The 19,027-nt window shown below is 70.4% G+C and carries 16 protein-coding genes; 8 read left to right on the forward strand and 8 right to left on the reverse strand.

All coding sequences use genetic code 11. From position 1 onward, the window contains the following. Positions 1-253: 253 nt before the first annotated feature. On the reverse strand, positions 254-1,591 hold the full coding sequence (locus tag ACFYYH_RS30680) for an MATE family efflux transporter (protein ID WP_388557881.1): 1,338 nt from the start codon (positions 1,589-1,591) through the stop codon (positions 254-256). Between the two features lie 423 nt (positions 1,592-2,014). Between ACFYYH_RS30680 and dnaB the strand changes: the two genes are divergently transcribed. From dnaB to ACFYYH_RS30705, 5 genes are all read left to right on the forward strand, one after another. Further along, positions 2,015-3,493 (forward strand): replicative DNA helicase, encoded by a 1,479-nt coding sequence (gene dnaB / locus ACFYYH_RS30685; RefSeq protein ID WP_388557884.1) that lies wholly within the window; start codon positions 2,015-2,017, stop codon positions 3,491-3,493. 256 nt (positions 3,494-3,749) lie between these two features. Then, positions 3,750-4,178: an SRPBCC family protein gene (locus ACFYYH_RS30690; RefSeq protein WP_388557887.1), complete on the forward strand. Its 429-nt coding sequence runs from the start codon at positions 3,750-3,752 to the stop codon at positions 4,176-4,178. 115 nt (positions 4,179-4,293) lie between these two features. Continuing rightward, complete coding sequence (locus ACFYYH_RS30695; RefSeq protein ID WP_388557889.1) at positions 4,294-4,932, forward strand: 2Fe-2S iron-sulfur cluster-binding protein; 639 nt, start codon at positions 4,294-4,296, stop codon at positions 4,930-4,932. Further along, positions 4,929-5,930 carry an FAD binding domain-containing protein gene (locus ACFYYH_RS30700; protein WP_388557892.1) on the forward strand — a complete coding sequence of 334 codons (1,002 nt, stop codon included), beginning with the start codon at positions 4,929-4,931 and terminating at the stop codon, positions 5,928-5,930. Before ACFYYH_RS30695 ends, ACFYYH_RS30700 begins: the two co-directional genes overlap by 4 nt. Before the next feature lie 7 nt (positions 5,931-5,937). Beyond that, positions 5,938-8,202 (forward strand): molybdopterin cofactor-binding domain-containing protein, encoded by a 2,265-nt coding sequence (locus ACFYYH_RS30705; RefSeq protein WP_388557894.1) that lies wholly within the window; start codon positions 5,938-5,940, stop codon positions 8,200-8,202. Between the two features lie 235 nt (positions 8,203-8,437). Here the strand turns inward: ACFYYH_RS30705 and ACFYYH_RS30710 are convergent, their stop codons facing one another. Genes ACFYYH_RS30710 through ACFYYH_RS30720 form a run of 3 tightly spaced genes read right to left on the reverse strand, consistent with a single transcriptional unit; the run spans position 8,438 to position 11,102 of the window. Further along, positions 8,438-9,073, reverse strand: a complete 636-nt coding sequence (locus tag ACFYYH_RS30710; protein ID WP_388557897.1) for a DUF6875 domain-containing protein — start codon at positions 9,071-9,073, stop codon at positions 8,438-8,440. Next, positions 9,070-9,690 (reverse strand): GNAT family N-acetyltransferase, encoded by a 621-nt coding sequence (locus ACFYYH_RS30715; protein ID WP_388557900.1) that lies wholly within the window; start codon positions 9,688-9,690, stop codon positions 9,070-9,072. Before ACFYYH_RS30715 ends, ACFYYH_RS30710 begins: the two co-directional genes overlap by 4 nt. 35 nt (positions 9,691-9,725) lie before the next feature. Next, a complete protein-coding gene (locus ACFYYH_RS30720) occupies positions 9,726-11,102 on the reverse strand; it encodes a pyridoxal phosphate-dependent decarboxylase family protein (protein WP_388557903.1) in 1,377 nt (458 codons plus the stop codon). 193 nt (positions 11,103-11,295) lie between these two features. Here ACFYYH_RS30720 and ACFYYH_RS30725 point away from each other — a divergent pair, with 193 nt between their 5' ends. After that, entirely contained in the window at positions 11,296-12,678 is a 1,383-nt protein-coding gene (locus ACFYYH_RS30725; protein WP_388557906.1) for a serine hydrolase domain-containing protein, read from the forward strand. A gap of 48 nt (positions 12,679-12,726) precedes the next feature. Here ACFYYH_RS30725 and ACFYYH_RS30730 read toward each other — a convergent pair whose 3' ends face one another. Beyond that, positions 12,727-13,179 (reverse strand): GNAT family N-acetyltransferase, encoded by a 453-nt coding sequence (locus ACFYYH_RS30730; RefSeq protein WP_388557908.1) that lies wholly within the window; start codon positions 13,177-13,179, stop codon positions 12,727-12,729. Positions 13,180-13,224: 45 nt separating this feature from the next. Further along, complete coding sequence (locus ACFYYH_RS30735; RefSeq protein ID WP_388557910.1) at positions 13,225-14,163, reverse strand: GNAT family N-acetyltransferase; 939 nt, start codon at positions 14,161-14,163, stop codon at positions 13,225-13,227. Positions 14,164-14,336: 173 nt separating this feature from the next. Here ACFYYH_RS30735 and ACFYYH_RS30740 point away from each other — a divergent pair, with 173 nt between their 5' ends. Continuing rightward, complete coding sequence (locus ACFYYH_RS30740; protein WP_388557912.1) at positions 14,337-14,978, forward strand: HAD family hydrolase; 642 nt, start codon at positions 14,337-14,339, stop codon at positions 14,976-14,978. An 853-nt stretch (positions 14,979-15,831) separates the two neighbouring features. Next, positions 15,832-17,436 carry a globin domain-containing protein gene (locus ACFYYH_RS30745; protein WP_388557915.1) on the forward strand — a complete coding sequence of 535 codons (1,605 nt, stop codon included), beginning with the start codon at positions 15,832-15,834 and terminating at the stop codon, positions 17,434-17,436. Positions 17,437-17,470: 34 nt separating this feature from the next. On the opposite strand, the gene ACFYYH_RS30750 is transcribed toward ACFYYH_RS30745, so the two are convergent. After that, entirely contained in the window at positions 17,471-17,950 is a 480-nt protein-coding gene (locus ACFYYH_RS30750; protein ID WP_388557918.1) for an NUDIX domain-containing protein, read from the reverse strand. 52 nt (positions 17,951-18,002) lie between these two features. Next, positions 18,003-18,896, reverse strand: coding sequence for a LysR family transcriptional regulator (locus ACFYYH_RS30755; RefSeq protein ID WP_388557921.1), 894 nt, complete (start codon positions 18,894-18,896; stop codon positions 18,003-18,005). Positions 18,897-19,027: the final 131 nt, after the last annotated feature.

The raw sequence follows: 19,027 nt of genomic DNA on the forward strand, positions 1-19,027 counted from the left end.
CCGCTCCCACTCAGCATCGCTCAGATCACCCCGCCCCATGCCCACACCAACGACCCGCACACGAAGCAGTCACATGATCGACCGGACAAGTCCTAAGCGCTGCGCTCGGCAGAGCATGGAGAGGGCCGCATCCGGTAAGGGTGCGGCCCTCTCGCCGTTGTTTCACGTGAAACGGGCACCCCCGGATGTTTCACGTGAAACATCCAGTCGAGTCGCTGTGCACCGGGACCCCGCGCCGACGGGCAATGCCCTCTCAGCGGGTGGCGCCCGGGATGAGCCAGCGGCCGGAGCGTGTGCGCAGCCAGAGCGTCACCATGCGGACCGCCATCATCAGCCCCATCGCCCACCAGAGCGCCGTCAGTCCCCCGCCGAGAGCGGGAACGAGCAGCGCGACCGGGGCGAAGACCGCCAGGGTCACCAGCATCGCTCCGGCGAGATACGGGCCGTCGCCCGCGCCCATCAGTACGCCGTCCAGTACGAAGACGATGCCTGCGACCGGCTGGACGACGGCCACGACCAGCAGGGCCGGCAACAGGGTGTCCCGTACCACCTGGTCGCCGGTGAAGAGGGGAATGAACAGCGGTCGCGCGAGCACGATCAGAACGCCGAGCAGCACACCGGAGGCGATGCCCCACTGCACCATGCGGCGGCAGGCCTCCCGGGCGCCCCGGGTGTCACCGGCCCCGAGACAGCGGCCGATGATCGCCTGGCCGGCTATGGCTATCGCGTCGAGCGCGAAGGCCATCAGACTCCACAGCGACAGAATGATCTGGTGGGCGGCCACATCCGCGTCACCGAGACGTGCGGCCACCGCGGTCGCGATCATCAGCACCGCGCGCAGCGAGAGCGTACGGACCAGCAGCGGTACGCCGGCCTGGGCACTGGCCCGTATCCCCGCGGAGTCGGGGCGCAGAGAGGCGCCATGCCGGCGAGCTCCCCGTACGACGACCACCAGATAGACGGCGGCCATGGCGCACTGGGCGATGACGGTGCCCCAGGCGGAGCCCGCGATACCGAACCCGGCGCCATAGACCAGCGCGGCATTGAGCGCCGCGTTGGCGCCGAATCCGCCGATGGCGACATAGAGCGGTGTCCGGGTGTCCTGGAGTCCGCGCAGCACGCCGGTCGCGGCCAGCACGACCAGCATGGCCGGGATACCCAGGCTGGAGATCCGCAGATAGGTGATGGCGTACGGAGCCGCGGTGTCGGACGCTCCGAAAAGATCGACAAGCCAGGGTGCGGTGGGCAGGGTGACGGCGATCACGGCGGCACCGAGCAGCAGCGCGAGCCAGATTCCGTCCATGCCCTGACGGATGGCGCCCTGGAGATCGCCCGCCCCGACGCGCCTCGCGACGGCCGCGGTGGTGGCGTAGGCGAGAAAGACGAAGATGCTCACCGCGGTGGTGAGCAGAGCGGCCGCGATGCCCAGCCCGGCCAGTTGCGGGGTACCGAGATGGCCCACGATCGCACTGTCCACCATCACGAAGAGCGGCTCGGCGACCAGGGCACCGAAGGCGGGAACGGCGAGTGCGACGATCTCGCGGTCGTGCCGTCGCCGTAGGGTTCTGGATCCCGCAGGGGCCTGGGTCATGCGGGTCAATCTAATCTTCCACAGGTAAGTGATGCAAGCGGCTTGGAGTCCTTACCCGACTCCTCGGTGGGGGCTCTGCTGCGCGCTGTTTGTCGTGATCTTGGTCCAGTCGGGAAAGTTTTTCTCCCCCACAGCCGGTGGACGGAAAAGCGCCAGGTCAGATGGGGTGCGGCAGGGTTTTCGCGACTTTGTCCACAGTGCTGTCCCCCGGTCCGTGCACAGGTTCGCCGGGGTTCTCCACAGCATCTGGTCGGTCGTCCACATGGCCTGTGGATAACCAGATTGGCTGACGGTGCGGAGGGGCCTACCGTGGACCGGCGTCCGACGCGCCGGAACCGGAGTCAGGCCTCTCGTTTTGTCAGTGTCGTGCCGTAGAAAGAGTGGCACGGCGAGGTCCGCGGAGCGGACGTGAGGAGGTGGCCGGTGAGCATTCCCGAGCCATTGGACGACCCCTGGACCGATGCCGGCCCCAGCGATCGTCTGCCTGTCTCCCGGCAGCGCCGTGGTGAGGGCCGGGGCCGCGAGGAACAGCACGAGCGTGGCCGTGACACCGGTGTCTGGGACGGCGGATCCACCGGTTTCGAGCGGGTTCCCCCCCAGGACCTCGACGCCGAACAGTCCGTCCTCGGCGGCATGCTGCTGTCCAAGGACGCCATTGCCGATGTCGTGGAGATCATCAAGGGGCACGACTTCTACCGCCCCGCGCACGAGACCGTCTTCCAGGCCGTTCTCGACCTGTATGCCAAGGGAGAGCCGGCCGACCCGATCACGGTGGCGGCCGAGCTGACCAGACGCGGGGAGATCACCCGGGTCGGCGGGGCCTCGTATCTGCACACCCTCGTCCAGTCGGTGCCGACCGCGGCCAACGCGTCGTACTACGCGGAGATCGTCCATGAGCGGGCGGTGCTGCGGCGGCTGGTCGAGGCCGGCACCAAGATCACACAGATGGGATACGCGGCCGACGGGGATGTCGACGAGATCGTCAACTCCGCCCAGGCCGAGATCTACGCCGTCACCGAGCAGCGGACGAGCGAGGACTATCTGCCGCTCGGCGACATCATGGAGGGCGCGCTCGACGAGATCGAGGCGATCGGTTCGCGCAGCGGAGAGATGACCGGTGTGCCGACGGGGTTCACGGACTTCGACTCCCTCACCAATGGTCTGCACCCCGGCCAGATGATCGTCATCGCCGCCCGCCCCGCGATGGGCAAGTCCACGCTCGCGCTGGACTTCGCCCGTGCCGCGTCCATCAAGAACAATCTGCCCAGCGTGATCTTCTCCCTCGAAATGGGCCGCAACGAGATCGCGATGCGTCTGCTGTCGGCGGAGGCACGGGTGGCGCTGCACCATATGCGCTCCGGCACGATGACGGACGAGGACTGGACCCGGCTGGCCCGCCGTATGCCGGACGTGTCACAGGCCCCGCTCTATATCGACGACTCACCGAATCTCTCGATGATGGAGATCCGGGCCAAGTGCCGCCGTCTCAAGCAGCGCAACGACCTCAAGCTGGTGGTCATCGACTATCTCCAGCTCATGCAGTCCGGCGGTTCGAAGCGCGCCGAGAGCCGCCAGCAGGAGGTCTCGGACATGTCGCGAAACCTCAAGCTGCTGGCCAAGGAGCTGGAGCTGCCGGTCATCGCGCTGTCACAGCTCAACCGTGGCCCCGAGCAGCGCACGGACAAGAAGCCGATGGTCTCCGACCTGCGTGAGTCGGGCTCCATCGAGCAGGACGCGGACATGGTGATCCTGCTGCACCGCGAGGACGCGTACGAGAAGGAGTCCCCGCGCGCCGGTGAGGCGGACCTGATCGTGGCCAAGCACCGTAACGGCCCGACGGCGACGATCACGGTGGCCTTCCAGGGCCATTACTCCCGCTTCGTGGACATGGCGCAGACCTGACGCGTCCGGGTGTGCGGGCACGGGGGACGTCGGGGGAAGCCGGTCTGTCGGTCAGCCGGTCGGCGGGTGGTTCGGTCAGTGGGGCAAGGCGGGTGGAGTCCGGCCCCCGTTCCGTCACGGTGTCACGTCCGCAATGACAGGGTTACGGTGGTTTTAGGTCCTCGAAGCCCTGCTGCCGGGCGGGGTCTGAGCCGCTTCGAACCTCCGCCACCGCCCGTCACCCCCCACACAGAGGCACACCTCTTGGAGGAAGACCATGGCATCGACTTCGGTGAGCCGGGTCGTACCGGCCTCCCCCGAGCGCGTATGGCAGCTCATCGGCGGTTTCCACGCCCTGCCCGACTGGCTTCCCTATATTCCCGAGAGCGTCCCGCTGGAGGGCGGCCGGATCCGCCGCCTCCGTACCAGCGCGGGCGAGCTGATCATGGAACGCATGGTGGACTTCAGCGAACAGGAGCGGCGTTACAGCTACTCCATCGTCGAAGCGCCCTTCCCCGTCAGCGGCTATCTCTCGACCCTGCGGGTGCACACGCTGCCTGGCCAGGAGGAGGCCGCCGAGGTGCAGTGGTCCGCACGGTTCATCCCGGTGGGGGTGGGCGACGACGACGCGGCCGCCCTCTTCACCGGCATCTTCCGCGACGGTCTCGACGCCTTGCACACGGCAGTGACAGGGCTTCGTGTCTGACAGACGTCCCGCCGGAACGCGGGCCCCGGGGGCCTGACTGCGGGCTGCGGGCTGCGGGCCGGCGGGGGGCCGGGCGCGCAGGCCCGAGAGCGCGCGCGATGCGAAGGAGGACACGATGAGCGAGCCGCAGGAACAGGACGAGGCCGTGCCCCTGTCGGCGATCACCTTGCGCGTCGGCGGACGCTCCTGGCCCCTCGACGTGGATCCCCGTACCTCGCTGCTCGACGCGCTGCGGGAGCACCTGCGGCTGAGCGGGACCAAGAAGGGATGCGACCACGGCCAGTGCGGCGCCTGCACGGTGCTGGTCAACGGCCGGCGCGTCAATTCCTGTCTGACACTCGCGGTGATGCACCAGGACGACGAGATCGTGACCATCGAGGGCATGGGGGAACCGGGCGATCTCAGCCCCATGCAGGCCGCCTTCCTCGCGCGCGACGGCTTCCAGTGCGGCTACTGCACCCCCGGTCAGATCTGTTCGGCGGTCGGCATGCTCGACGAGGTGGCGGCGGGGTGGCCCAGCCATGCCACCGCCGATGTGTCCTCCCCGCGGATCGAGCTGACCGACGAGGAGATCCGGGAGCGGATGAGCGGCAATATCTGCCGGTGCGCCGCTTATCCGAATATCGCCGCGGCCATCCGGGACGTCGCGGAAGGAGAAGGCCAAGAAGGAGACGAAGGAGGAAGGGGAGACGCAGGAGGAAGAGAACGAAGAGGAGGACGAGGAGCAAGGGGCGAAGGGGGAGGCCCGGGATGAGGCCCTTCACCTACGAACGCGCGACCGACGCACGGGCCGCCGTGGCGGCGGCGTCCCGGCCCGGCGCCACGTTCATCAGCGGTGGCACCAACCTCCTCGATCTGATGAAGCTGGAGATCGAGCACCCGAGTCATCTGGTGGACATCAGCCGGCTGCCCCTCGGGGACATCGAAGAGCTGCCGGACGGGGGACTGCGGATCGGCGCGCAGGCGGCGAACTCCGAGGTGTCCGCCGACGCCCGCGTGCGCACCTCCTATCCGGTCCTGTCCGAGGCGCTCGTCGCCGGTGCCTCGGGCCAGTTGCGCAATATGGCATCCGTCGGCGGCAATCTCTTGCAGCGCACCCGCTGCCCGTACTTCTACGACACGACCGCGGGCTGCAACAAACGCGATCCCGGGTCCGGGTGTGCGGCGATCGGCGGCTTCAACCGGACGCACGCCATCCTCGGCGCGAGCGACGCCTGTATCGCGACCCACCCCTCGGACATGGCCGTCGCGATGACGGCGCTGGAGGCGCGGATCGAACTGCTCGGTGCCGACGGGACCGCGCGCGATGTGGCCATCGGGGACTTCTACCTGCTGCCGGGCGACACTCCGCACATCGAGACGGTCCTGCGCCCCGGCGAGATGATCACGGGTGTCGTCCTGCCTCCGCCCCCGCCGGGCGGACAGCTCTACCGGAAGGTGCGCGATCGGGCCTCCTACGAGTTCGCGCTGGTCTCCGTGGCCGCCGTCGTCCTGGTGGACGGGGAAACGGTCGCGGACGCCCGGGTGGCGTTCGGCGGTGTGGCGCACAAGCCCTGGCGGTCGGTCGCGGCTGAGTCCGCGCTCAGGGACCGTCCCGCCACGATGGCGACGTATCGCTCCGCTGCCGAGGCGGCGACGCGGGACGCGGTGGGGCGGGGCGGCAACGACTTCAAGATCGAGCTGGCCCGGCGCACGCTCTGCCGCACCCTGGACCAGGCGGCTCGGGCGGCTCGGGCGACCCGGGCGGGATGAGGACCCCATGGCGGAGTTTGAGTTGAGGAATCCCGAAGCCGAGGTGACCGGGCAGCCGCTCGACCGCGTGGACGGCCCGGCGAAGGTCACCGGCCGCGCCACGTATGTGTACGAGCAGTGGGAAGCCGGCCTGCCGCTGTACGGGTTCATCGTCGGCGCGGCCGTCGGGAAGGGCCGTATCACGCGTATCGACACCGCGTGCGCCGAGCGGCTCCCCGGGGTACGGATGGTGATGACGCACCACAACGCTCCGCCGCAGGGCACCCGCGACGAGACCACGTTCCTGGAGTTTCCGCGCGCCTTTCCGGTCCTGGTGGGCCCTGAGATCCACTTCCACGGTGAACCCGTGGCGTTCGTCGTCGCGACGACCTTCGAACAGGCTCGGGCGGCGGCCGGTCTCATCGAGGTCGCCTACGCCGTCGAGCCGGGGAACTACGACCTGGCCGCACGGCTGGAGTACGCCCATCTCCCGAAGAAAATGAAGATCGGCCTGGCGCCCGACACCGCGGTGGGCGATGTCGACGCCGAGTTCGACGCCGCCGATGTCACGGTCGATCAGCACTACACGACGTCGTTCGTGTCCTCCCAGCCCCTGGAGCCGCACGCGTGTCTGGCCGTGCCGCGGGGCGAGGACCTGTACGTCCACACCAGCACCCAGATCGTGGCCTCGGCCCGTACCTCGATCGCGAGCACGCTCCGGATGGACGAGGAGCGGATCCATGTCGCCAGCCCGTACGTGGGCGGGGGATTCGGCTCCAAGCTGCGCGTCCACTCCGAGACGATCCTGGCCGCGATCGCCGCCCGCGCGCTGAACGAGCCGGTCAAGGTCGCGCTGACCCGGCAGCAGACCTTCCCCCTCGTCGGGGTGCGCCCCGCGTCGCACCAGCACGTCCGCCTGGGCTCCGGGCGGGACGGCAGGCTGCTCGCGATCGCCCATGACGTCACCATGCACACGAACCCCGACGTGGAGTACTCCGAGCAGACCGCCGTCACGACACGCAGTCTCTACGCGGCCCCCGGCCGGGCGACGCGCCACCGGCTGACGGCGCTCGACCTGCCGCGCGGCGAGGACGTCCGCGCGCCGGGCCACGCGCCGGGACTGCTGGCGGTCGAGGGGGCGATGGACGAGCTGGCCCACGCGCTGTCGATGGACCCGGTCGAGCTGCGGATCCGCAACGAGCCGGAGCGGGATCCCGAACGAGGCGTGCCGTTCAGCGACCGCCGTCTGGTCGAGTGCCTGCGCGAGGGGGCGCGCCGGTTCGGCTGGAAGGGCCGCCCGGTGACACCCGGGAGTCTGCGCGAGGGGCGGTGGCTGGTCGGATACGGCGTCGCCTCCGCCATCCGTCCGCATCCCCAGGCGGAGACCAGGGCCCGGGTCCGGCTGGCGGCGGACGGCACCGCCGTCGTCCGGTCGGACATGACCGACCTGGGCACGGGGACGTACACGATCATGACCCAGGTCGCCGCCGACGGGCTGGGACTCTCTCCCGACCGGGTACGGGTCGAGCTCGGGCGTTCCGGTTTCCCCGTGACGGCGGGGTCCGGCGCCTCGTGGGGTGCGGGCAATTCGAGCACCGCCGTCCACCGCGCGTGTGCGGCGCTGCGCGAGAAGCTGCTGGCCGCGGCGTGCGGTGACGCACGCTCCCCGCTGTACGGCCTCGACCCCGCCACCGCGGTCCTCTCCGACGGCAGGGTCCGTATCGGCGCCGTGTCCGAGGCCGTGGGCGAGATCGTCCGGCGTGTCCGTCCCGAGGGGCTGGAGGCGGAGGGCGGGTCGACGGCCATGGCGAAGGATCCGAACTACGCGGACTATTCGATCAACACCTACGGAGCGCACTTCGCGGAAGTGGGCGTCGACGCCGACACGGCCGAGATCCGGCTCCGGCGGATGCTGGGCGTGTTCTCGGTGGGCCGTGTCCTCAACGCCAAGACGGCACGCTCGCAGCTCGTCGGCGGCATGATCTGGGGGCTGGGGATGGCCCTGGAGGAAGCGGTGGTCGTGGACACGCGGTCCGGAGCCTTCGTCAACCGGGACCTCGCGCAGTACCGGGTGCCCGTCCACGCGGATGTCCCCGAGGTCCACGCCGTCATCCTCGAAGGGTTCGACGGCAGGGCCAACCCTCTGGGGGCCAAAGGCGTCGGTGAGCTGGGCATCTGCGGGTCCGGAGCGGCGGTCGCGAACGCGGTGTTCAACGCCACCGGCGTACGCGTACGGGACTTCCCCGTCGCGCTCGAAGATCTCCTTCCCGGCCTGCCGCCCCTGGAGGAGTGAGTCGGTTCGCCGCAGATTCGCCGCCGGTCCGCCGCGCGACGGGACCGGCGCCCGTCCCGGGGGTGCGGGAGCGGGCGCCGGACGGTTTGGGCTGTTTCGGAGCGTCTCGGAGCGTCTCGGAGCGTCTCGGAGCGTCTCGGAGCGTCTCGGACGGTCTCGGATGCGGGACGGGCGGTAGGCGGCGGGCCCGTGCGGCCGGTGAGTCCGTGGACCCCTGGGCCCCTGAGCCCCTGGGTCAGGACACCACCCGGCTGACCAACTGGCCGCGTACCCGGGCGGGGATGTCCGGGGCGAAACGCCGCAGATAGTGGTCCATGTGCGTATCGTCGCCGAGCAGGAAGGGCAGGTCGAAGACGAGGAGCTTACGGACCGCCAGCAGCGGCACGGGAGCCCGCAGCGGACGGAAGGCGGAGTTCCACAGGCCCGGTTCCTCGCACACCGGATGGAACTGACCGATCATCAGTCCGTCGGCCACGAACGCGTCCTTGGCCTTGCGCTGAAGCTCGTCCAGCTCGCCCGAGTCCGTCGGGTCGAAGCCCGGCAGCACCAGCAGCAGCGTCAGCAGCTCCTGGTCGTCCTCGTCCAGACCGGCGGAGAGCCTCTCGTACCAGGTACGCAGCGAGCCGACGGCCGAGGACAGATCCGCGTCCTCCGTCCCGTCCGGCACCGCCAGATGGAAGAGCTGTTTGCGCAGCGAGGGCTGGGTGTACGGGCACACCGGGCCGCTCCGGCCCAGCTCGGGATGGCCGGACACCAGGAAGTCGCCGCTCCACTCCAGAACCGCGCGCAGATGGGGCAGATGTTCCCGTGGCACCTCGCCGCGCGCCACCTCGGCCGCGGTCCAGAAGCGGATGCGCTCGTCGCCCCTCACCGCGGGTCCCGCCACAGCGGACGCAGCGAAGGACCGCCGTCCGGCAGGGTGATGGGGCCGCCCAGCGGGACGAAGCCCTGCCGCAGACAGAGCGTCTCACCACCCGGCGAACTGGCCTCCGTGTACGCCGCGCAGCCCTCCCGGTCGGCGCGGTCGATCAGCTCCTGGAGCAGCACGGAGAGCAGGCCGTTGCGCTGCCGCGCCGGACGGACCGCCGCGAACGACGCGTAGTAGTGCGGCGGGTCGGCCGGATGGCGCTCGGCCTGGAGCCCGACGATGGTCCCCAGCGCCCCGGCGTACTCGCCGAGGGCATCGGCGAACCGCCGCTCCAGCTCGTCCCCGCGCGCGTCCACCTCCTTCGAGGCGCCCGGCGGCAGGAACAGCATCACCGCGTCGCCGCAGGGCGAGAGGGCCACTCCGTCGTAGTCGTGCGAGACGTCGACGAAGACGCGGAACAGGCCGGGCAGCAGTCCGGCCCGGGTCCGGTCGTCCGGAATGATCCAGCGGGTCAGCGGATCGTCGTGGAAGGCGGCGGCCAGCAGCGCGGCCAGCTCATCGGCGTCCGGCCTGCTGGGACGGCGCGGGACACCACGCGGCGGACTTTCTGACGTGGACAACGGTTCCCTCCGGAAGGCGGTGCGGGGGCCGTGCGCTACCGCTCCTCGCCGTGAACGGCGAGCTGCTCCACCCGGGCGTGCAGGCGGTCGAGATAGTGCTCGGCCTCCGGCTTGATCAGGACACTGCGCATTACCCGTGCCGTGTCGGCATCGCGGATGATCCGCGGATGCCGGCGTACGAACGCCTCCGCGTCCGTACGGAGCACACTCAGGAAGACCGGCTCCTGGTGAGCGGTCATGCCGTCGCGCAGCAGACGTCCGGACGCCGCGTCGACGGCGGACAGCGAGGCCGGCCGGGTCGTCGGGAAGTAGCTGACGATGTCGAGGTCCGGCCGCTGGTACAGCTCCAGGGCGTCCGACGCCTCCAGCAGATCCGCCCACCGCAGCGCCGCGCGGTGGTCGGCCGCGAGGATCGCGCCGAATCCGTCCGGGGTCAGCGGGAGGAGCTGAAGGGTAAGCCAGAGGCCCGCCGCCGCGGCACCGGCCCGCGAGCACTCCAGGCTGATCTCGCCCAGATGCACCTCGGCGTCGGTGAAGTAGGTGTACGGCGAATCGTGCGCGAAGTGCCGGGCGGCCCCCGGGTCGGGGAAGAGCACCGCTCCGCAGCCATAGGGCTGGAGCCCGTGCTTGTGCGGGTCCACCACCACCGAGTCGCACTCCGCGACGGCCCGCCACGGCCTGGGATCGATTCCCTCGGGCGCGTCCGCCCGTCCCAGCAGCGCGTAGAAGCCGCCGTACGCGGCGTCCACATGCACCCGTGCCCCATAGCGCCGGGCCAGGGGCAGCACCTCGTGCACCGGGTCCACGGCCCCCAGGCCCGTGGTGCCCGTCGTCACCACCACCGTGCCCACCCGGCCCGTCCTCAGCAGGCTCTCCAGGGCGTCCAGATCGATGCGTCCGTGCGCGTCGACCGCCACCCGGTGGCCCTCGACCCCCAGTACCTCGCACATCCGCTCATGTGTGTAGTGGCACTCCGTGCTGTAGGCCACTCCCCGGTCCGGATGCAGCCGCCGCGCCACGTACAGCGCTTCGAGATTGGCCATCGTGCCGCTCGTCGTGAGATGCCCGACATGCGCGGGAAGGCCGAACATCCCGGCCAGCGCGTCGACGCACTCGCGCTCCATCTCGGTGGTCGCCGGACCGCCCTCCGCCGCGTGGTTGTTGGGGTTGAACAGCATCGCCGTGAGATAGCCGACGACGGCGGCCGGATGCGGCGGCTTCACCATCTGCCCGGCGTAGCGGGGATGGAAGAAGGGGTAGTTGTCCTCCATCCGCTTGGCGAACCGGTCGAACGCGTCGGCGAACGCCTCGTCGCCGACCTGGTGCGACGGATGCGCCTCGAAGGGGCCGAACCGCTCGCCCCATTGCTCGGCCACATCCACCGCGCGCGGCAGCCAGTAACGAAGATCCACGGTCAGCCTTCCCGGGCACACGACTCGGACGTACGACTCGGATGTACGTAGGAGTACGTATACGGGCCGGGCCGCAAGCCCCGCGCAACGCGCGTCGACCCGCCCGGTGCCGGGGTCTTCCGCGCCGGGCGAAGGCACCCCGGTGCCGTGAAATGAAGTCGACTCCCCGGGACGGCACCGGTAGATGTGGGGCATGACCTCACCTTCCGAAGAGCTCCTGCCCAGTACCCGACGAGCCCTGCTGCACCGCATCGCCCGCGCGCAGTCCGAGGGCCGGGCGCCCTCGCTGGTCGCGGCGGTGGCCCGTGAGGGACGGATGGTCTGGACGGGCTCCCGTAGCTGTGCCGACGGACACGCCCCGGATGCCGGCACCCAGTACCGCGTCGGGTCGATCACCAAGACCTTCACCGCCGTGCTGGTGCTGCGGCTGCGCGACGAAGGGCTGCTCGATCTCCAGGACCCCCTGGAGAAGCACCTCCCGGGCACGGGCGTGGGGGAGGTCACGGTCGCCCAGCTTCTCGACCACAGTGCGGGACTGGCCGCCGAGAGCCCGGCGCCCTGGTGGGAGCGGACACCGGGCACGCTCCGCCCGGGACTCCCGGATGTGCTCGGCGAGCGGCCCCTGCTCCACCCCGCGGGGCGACGCCACCACTACTCCAACCCTGGCTACACCCTGCTCGGCTCGCTGGTCGAGGCGGTGCGGGGAGCGTCCTGGGAGGAGGTGCTGCGACGGGAGATTCTGGAACCGCTGGCCATGGACCGTACGACCACCCAGCCCGTCGCCCCGCATGCCGGCGGCTGGGCCGTGCATCCCTGGGCCGATGTGATGCTGCCCGAGCCCGCCGTGGATCTCGGGCTGATGGCCCCGGCCGGTCAGCTCTGGTCCACCGCCGCCGACCTCTGCCGCTTCGCCGGGTTCCTCGCCGAGGGCGACGAGAAGGTCCTGAGCCCGTCAACCGTCAGGGAGATGAGGACATCGTCCGCCCCGCCGGAGGCCGGGCAGTGGGACGGCGGCTATGGGCTCGGTATGCAGCTGGCCCGCCAGGGCGGCCGTAGTCTGGCCGGGCATTCGGGGTCGCTGCCCGGCTTTGTCGCCTCGCTGTGGATCAGCGTGGAGGACGGGGTGGCCGCGGTGGCGCTCGCCAATGCCACCTCGGGACCGCAGATCGGGGTGATCGCCGCGGATCTGATCGGGATCGTGGCGGATGCCGAGCCCCGGATCCCGGAGCCCTGGCGTCCGCTGCCGGAGGCCGACCAGACGCTGCTCGCTCTGACCGGACCGTGGTACTGGGGCACCCAGGCCTTCGGACTGAAGCTGACGGCGGACCGGGGCGTGGAACTGCACCCGCTGCGCGGCGGAGGACGCGGCTCACGGTTCGTCGTGCAGCCGGACGGCACCTGGACGGGGCTCGACGGCTACTACGCGGGGGAGACCTTGCGGGCGGTGCGTCGGACGGACGGTTCCGTGAGCCATCTCGACCTCGGTTCCTTTGTCTTCACCCGCCAGCCGTACGACCCCGAGGCGGAGGTACCCGGTGGCGTGGACGAACAGGGCTGGCGCGGGCTGCCTCTGTGAAACAAGCCGGATGTTTCACGTGAAACAGGCAAACATCCGGGCCCTTGGTCAGAGTTGGAGTTTGAAGCCCACATGGGAGGCGGTGAAGCCCAGCCGTTCGTAGAAGCGATGGGCGTCGGTACGGCTGGCGTCAGAGGTGAGCTGGACCAACTGACAGCCCTGGCGCCGGGATTCATCGACCGCCCACTCGATGAACCGCGTACCGAGCCCGCTGCCGCGCTCATCGCCATGGACGCGTACACCCTCGATGATCGAGCGGACGGCGCCGCGCCGGGAGAGGCCGGGGACGATCGTGAGCTGGAGCGTTCCGACCACCCGGCCCTCGCGCACGGCCACCATCACCCGCTGGTTCGGGTCACGGGCCAGCCGCTCATAGGCCTCGGTGTACGGGGCCAGATCGTCGGGGGACTCGCGCAGGGCGCCCAGCGGGTCATCCGCGAGCATCGCCACGATGGCGGGGATGTCGTCGGGGGCCGCCGGGCGTATCTCCAGGTCGCTCATGAGTCCGCAGACTACGCCGGGGTGTCAGGAGGGCCGTCGCGCGCATCACCCCGTCGCCAGGTTGAGGGGCGCGAACCGCCTGGTCCAGTCACCGGGCAGATCCGGGATGCCATGGACCATCGTCGTCGTACGGGTCGCCGGTTCCAGCCCGTGCTCGTGCACCCAGCTCAGCAGCTCCTCATGGCGTATGTCGATCACCGTACGCACCGGCCGGCCGGAACCGGCCGTCAGTGAGCCGATCAACGAGCAGACCAGCGCTGTGGCGGTCTCCGTGTCCCGGGCGATCAGGGGGCCGATCACATCGGCCTCCGGTGTCGGCCAGACCGCTGCGTATCCGATGAGCCCGGCGCTGTCCTCCGCGACCCTGAGCCGGTCCGCGAAGGCGGGGAGGCGAGCGACCATATGGGTGCGGTCGACTCCGAAGACCTCGGTGTCCAGACGCACGATGGCCGGCAGATCGTCGGCGGCAGCGGGCCGGGTCCTCACGTGAGGCGCCTGCTCCGGAGAGCGGAAGCGCCCGAGGACCGTCTCCGTCTCCCCGATCTCGGTGAAGCCGAGCCGGCGGTAGAGCGGTCGGCCGTACTCCGTGGCGTGCAGCATGAGCGGGGTGTTGCCTGCCTCGTGCAGTACATGGGTCATCAGCCGCCGCCCGAGGCCCTGCCGGGCATGACGGCCGGCGACGAGCATCATGCCGATCGCGGCAAGACTCCGGCCGTCCGAGGTATCGGACGGGGAGCTGTACGAGACGCTGGACACGGAGCCGAACGGGGAGCTGTACGCGGTGCCGTACGAAGTGATCACACAGACCGCGGCCAGCCCCGCCCCGCCGGGATCATCGATGCCGTATCCGGCTCCCGCCGCCAGCAGCAGCCCCCATCTCCGCTCCTCCCTGGCCCAGCCACGGTCCTCGGCGAGGTCCGCGCAGGACCTGAGGTCACCCATGGTCAGACGGCGGATCGGCAGAACGGAGAGTGATGTCGGCATGGGGATCAGGCTGTCGGAGCCGATGATCGTTCGTCTACCGGTTTGCGGGAAGTTGGCGACGAGAAGGGCCCGGCGGGCGGGTCGTTTCAGGTGTTTCACGTGAAACACGGCCGTGCGGTCGGCAGAAGGACGTCTGACGACGGGAGTAACCGCACGTACTAACCTCGGCGTACATGGCGAGCGTACGCAGACTGCATCTCTTCGATCTCGATGGAACACTCATCCGTGGTTCGGCCGCTGCTGTGGAGATCTCCCGGCAGCTCGGGCTGAGTGCCGAGATCGCCGCGCTGGAGAGTGATTTTCTCTCCCGGGGGATGGCGCCCGACGAGTTCGCGGTGCGGGCGCGTGACCTCTGGGCCGATCTGACGACTGAGCAGGTCACAGCGGCCTTCGAGGGTGCGCCCTGGCTGGCCGGGATCCGTGAGGTCTGGGCGGATATCCGAAGCCAAGGGGATTACTGTGCCGTTATTTCCCTCTCGCCCGACTTCTTTGTCTCACGGCTCCTGGACTGGGGCGCGCACGCCGCCCACGGTTCCCGCTGGCCCGTTCTGCCTTTCACCGAGCCGGTCGACCGGGCCGGCATTCTCAACCCGGCGGCGAAAGTGAAGATCGCTGACCGCCTGTGTGCGGAGTTCGGGGTAACCCTGGACGACTGCGTTGCGTACGGTGATTCCATGTCCGACGCCGCGATCTTTGCGGCGGTGCCCCGGGCGGTGGCGGTGAATGCGGACCACCATCTGTCGGGGCTTGCCACCCACACGTACAGCGGAGGCGATCTGCGTGAGGCGTATGAACTGGTATGCCCCACGCGGTGACCGGGGTGCCCACGGGAGTAATACGCTGACCCGGAGGCGCCGCGAGAAACGCGGCCGGAAACCGCGAATGGGCACGGGAGTAATGCAGCGTATCGGTAAATCCGGTGTGGATGGCCGGACTTCACGCTCTTTGTCCCATGCTCCGACGTTCCCTGCCATGCTGCGACGGCAGGGACTGCGGACAATGTCACACTCCTCCACAGCATGCCCGAATCAGGAGCGTGGTGGAGGCTAATGTGGGCTGTCAACAGTCCTAGTCGAGCGGGGAATTGCTAGCGTATTCCGGGCCAGCGGAAGTGCGCAGACCGACCGAAAGATGTTCGAGGCGAGGCACACCATGGACGCTCCGACCACCACGTCGGCCGACAACGGCACTTCCGGAGAGAGCGGGAAGGGCGGTTGGTTCGCTCCCCGCAGGGCGCCGAGCGGCGAGGGCCGCGGCGACTCCGGCACGGCAGGCGCGACAGCGAGCGGTGCGGCAGACACGGCCGGCCGGGAGCGAATACGCGTACCGAGCCGCTCGCTCGCCTCCATACGCCCGGTCGGTTCCGGGACGGCCCGACCCGCACGGCCCCCACGCGAGGGCCCCGCGGTGCACGACGGGCCGACGGATACGGCCTCCCGCGCTCCGGCGCCGGTGAACGATGTCCCCGACGCCTTTCGTCCGCGCGCCAAGGGCCCCCAGGGCGGGGAAGGACCTGCCGGACATCCGCAGGTCCACGAGGGCCCGGCCATGACGGCCGACCCCGGCAGAGCGAGGGGGCCCGTCTCCCAGGCAGCAGCGGAGGCGGCCGTACGATCCGCCGTCGGACGGCCGGACGCCGTTCAGCCGTCCGCTGTCCGGCCCGCCCCCGTGCCCCCTTCCGAGACGCGTCCCCCGGCCTCCCCGGGGGCTCCCGGGGCGGCCGCCGCCCCCGGACCGGACGCGGGACCGCACGCACCGGCACCACAGGCTTCCGAGCTACGTGTCTCCGAGCCGCGTGTCTCCGAGCAGCGTGCGGCGCAGCCCCGCGTCGCCGAGGCGCCCGCTGCCGTCGCGCCGGTCAACCGGGCCGCCGACCAGGCCACCGCCGCCACCGAGCCGGAGGCCGCCGGGACCGGCTCCGCCGTTCCCCTGACCGCTGGTCCGCTGCCGCAGGAGGCCCCGGCACCGGGCGCGCTGCCGCCGGAAGCCCCCGCCTCCCAGCCGTCCACCCCCATGCCCGCGCCCGCACCGGAAGCCGCGCCCGCGCCCGCACCGGAAGCCGCGCCCGCGCCCGCACCGGAACCCGAGGCCGCACCCGAGCCCGAGCCCGAGGCCGCGGCCTCCCTCTTCCCCGAGGACCGCAACGCCTCACCCGACGCGATCCTCATCCGCCGCACGCTGGAGGAGGTCGCCCCCGCAGCCGACCAGCTCACCTCCTACTTCTACGCGCTGCTCTTCGTCCGCCACCCCGATCTGCGCGGTCTCTTCCCCGCGGCCATGGACGCCCAGCGCGACCGGCTCCTCAAGGCGCTGCTCACCGCCGCCGAGCACATGGACACCCCGGACGTCCTGACCGGCTATCTGCGCCAGTTGGGCCGGGGGCACCGTAAGTACGGCACGCAGGCCACGCACTACCCGGCCGTGGGCGAGGCCCTGATCGGCGCGCTGACCCGCTATGCCGCCGCCATCTGGGACGAGGAGACCGAGGGCGCCTGGGTCAGGACGTACACGACCATCTCCCAGATCATGATCGACGCCGCCGCCGAGAACGAACTGCACGCCCCGGCCTGGTGGCAGGCCGAAGTGGTCTCGCACGAGCTGCGTACCGCCGACATCGCCGTCGTCACCGTCCGGCCCGACCAGCCGTATCCTTTCCTCGCCGGGCAGTACACCAGCCTGGAGACCCCGTGGTGGCCCCGGGTCTGGCGGCACTACTCCTTCGCGTCGGCGCCCCGACCCGACGGGCTGCTCTCCTTCCACGTCAAGGCCGTCCCGGCGGGCTGGGTCTCCAACGCCCTGGTCCATCACGCCGCTCCCGGCGATGTGCTCCGGCTGGGACCGCCGGCCGGTTCGATGACCGTCGACCACAGCAGCCACAACGGTCTGCTCTGCCTGGGCGGGGGCACCGGTATCGCGCCCATCAAGGCGCTCGTCGAGGATGTCGCCGAGCACGGTCACCGGCGTCCGGTCGAGGTCTTCTACGGCGCGCGCAGCGATCAGGACCTGTACGACATCGAGACGATGCTGCGGCTGGAGAGCGAGCACCCGTGGCTCTCCGTCCGCCCGGTGGTCGCCGAGGGGCCCAGCCTGGGGCTGAAGGGACAGCTTCCCGAGGCGGTGCGCGAGCACGGCCCGTGGCACGAGTACGACGCGTATCTCTCCGGTCCGCCGGGCATGATCCGCAGCGGGCTCGACGCGCTCAAGGGGTCCGGCATCCCGTCCGAGCGGATCCGGCACGACTCCCTGGAAGAGCTGGTGGCCGCCGCCAACTGAGCGCCGTGACGGAACGCCCGACCGGACGGGACGCTCAGCCGAGGTCGGGGGCGTGCATCGCGCGCACGCCTTCGATGTTGCCGTCCAGATAGTGCCGCAGCGAGAGCGGTACGAGATGGACGGCGGCGATTCCGACCCGGCTGAACGGCACCCGGACGATCTCGTACTCGCCGCAGGGTTCGTCCATCTCGGGGCCGTGCCGCAGCGAGGTGTCCATCGACTCCAGCCGGCAGACGAAGAAGTGCTGCACCTTGACACCGGTCACGCCGGCGTCGGCGATATGTTCCACGGTGTCGACGAAGCACGGCACCACGTCGATGATCTTGGCGCCCAGTTCTTCGTGGACTTCTCGGTGGAGCGCGTCCACGACGGTGGCGTCCGTCGTCTCCACGCCGCCGCCGGGGGTCAGCCAGTAGGGATCCACCCCTGGCTTGGTGCGTTTGATCAGGATCAGGTCGTCGCCGTCGAGCAGGATGGCGCGTGCGGTGCGCTTGACCACGGGCCGTTCGGTCATGGGAAGAGGTTCGCCCGTGACACCTGTTCTGAAACGCCCTCCGGCCCCGCTGTCACCAGTCCACCGCAGCACGCAGCAGCCACTCGTGCGCCCGCGCGACCGGAGGCAGGGCGAGTGTGCCGGTGCGCACGACCAGGAAATAAGTGCGCAGGGGAGGCACCGGCGGATCGAGGAGTGCGACCACCTCTCCGCGCTCCAGCGCCCCCTGGCAGAGGTAGCGGGGCAGCACGGCCAGGCCTGCGCCCGCCGCCGCGCATTCCAGTACGGCCCGCAGATCGGGGGCGATCACCGTCCCCGAGGCGGCCGGCCGGGAGTCGAAGACGGACGCCCAGTAGCGGGAGACGAGCGGCAGGGACTCATGCACCTCCACCACCGGGAGGTGCTCCAGCACCACCTGGCCCTCGCGCAGCACCGTAGGCCCGAGCCGGGCCGCCCAGCGGGGCGCCGCGACCAGCACATGCTCCTCGTCGCAGAGCGGTGTCGAGGTCAGCAGTCCGCCACGGGGCCTGGCCGTGGTGATGGCCAGGTCGTGGTGTCCGGCGGCCAGCCCCTCCAGGGTCTCCTCGGCATTGGCGAAGAACGAGATGCGCAGCGTGAGCCCCTGGGCGGTGAGCGGGGTGAGCGCGGGCAGCGCGCGCAGCGAGGTGAACTCCGGCGGTCCCGCGAGATGGAGCGTCCGTACACCGGACTCCTCGTCGAGCCCGGTCTCGGCGATCTCGATCAGCGCGTCGAGATGCGGGGCCGCCCGGTGCGCGAGTTCGTCACCGATCGTCGTGGGGGTCACGCCGCGGGCCTGGCGCAGAAAGAGCGGACGGCCGAGCTGCCGTTCGAGCGTTCTGATCTGCCCGGTCACGGCGGGCTGGGAGAGTCCGAGCAGCGCGGCGGCCCGGGTGAAGGAGCCGGCGCGGTGCACGGTGACGAAGGTGCGCAGCAGAGCCAGGTCCATGTCCCGCTCTCCCGTCCCGTCCCTCGCCCCCGCGGCCTCTTCGGACCGTCAACTATAAATAAGTCGATAGGTTGCTGTCGTTACTGTGATTGGACACTGACGCAGAGTCAACTAGCCTTGTGCACGTGGTT

It is taken from the genome of Streptomyces sp. NPDC002018, from assembly GCF_042890865.1.
Lineage (GTDB): Bacteria > Actinomycetota > Actinomycetes > Streptomycetales > Streptomycetaceae > Streptomyces.

What these genes read in the sequence shown, in the direction of transcription:
- ACFYYH_RS30680 (WP_388557881.1), bottom strand. Translation starts at nt 1,591, where the DNA reads ATGACCCAGGCCCCTGCGGGATCCAGAACCCTACGGCGACGGCACGAC.
- ACFYYH_RS30690 (WP_388557887.1), top strand. Translation starts at nt 3,750, where the DNA reads ATGGCATCGACTTCGGTGAGCCGGGTCGTACCGGCCTCCCCCGAGCGC.
- ACFYYH_RS30695 (WP_388557889.1), top strand. Translation starts at nt 4,294, where the DNA reads ATGAGCGAGCCGCAGGAACAGGACGAGGCCGTGCCCCTGTCGGCGATC.
- ACFYYH_RS30700 (WP_388557892.1), top strand. Translation starts at nt 4,929, where the DNA reads ATGAGGCCCTTCACCTACGAACGCGCGACCGACGCACGGGCCGCCGTG.
- ACFYYH_RS30705 (WP_388557894.1), top strand. Translation starts at nt 5,938, where the DNA reads ATGGCGGAGTTTGAGTTGAGGAATCCCGAAGCCGAGGTGACCGGGCAG.
- ACFYYH_RS30725 (WP_388557906.1), top strand. Translation starts at nt 11,296, where the DNA reads ATGACCTCACCTTCCGAAGAGCTCCTGCCCAGTACCCGACGAGCCCTG.
- ACFYYH_RS30730 (WP_388557908.1), bottom strand. Translation starts at nt 13,179, where the DNA reads ATGAGCGACCTGGAGATACGCCCGGCGGCCCCCGACGACATCCCCGCC.
- ACFYYH_RS30735 (WP_388557910.1), bottom strand. Translation starts at nt 14,163, where the DNA reads ATGCCGACATCACTCTCCGTTCTGCCGATCCGCCGTCTGACCATGGGT.
- ACFYYH_RS30740 (WP_388557912.1), top strand. Translation starts at nt 14,337, where the DNA reads ATGGCGAGCGTACGCAGACTGCATCTCTTCGATCTCGATGGAACACTC.
- ACFYYH_RS30750 (WP_388557918.1), bottom strand. Translation starts at nt 17,950, where the DNA reads ATGACCGAACGGCCCGTGGTCAAGCGCACCGCACGCGCCATCCTGCTC.
- ACFYYH_RS30755 (WP_388557921.1), bottom strand. Translation starts at nt 18,896, where the DNA reads ATGGACCTGGCTCTGCTGCGCACCTTCGTCACCGTGCACCGCGCCGGC.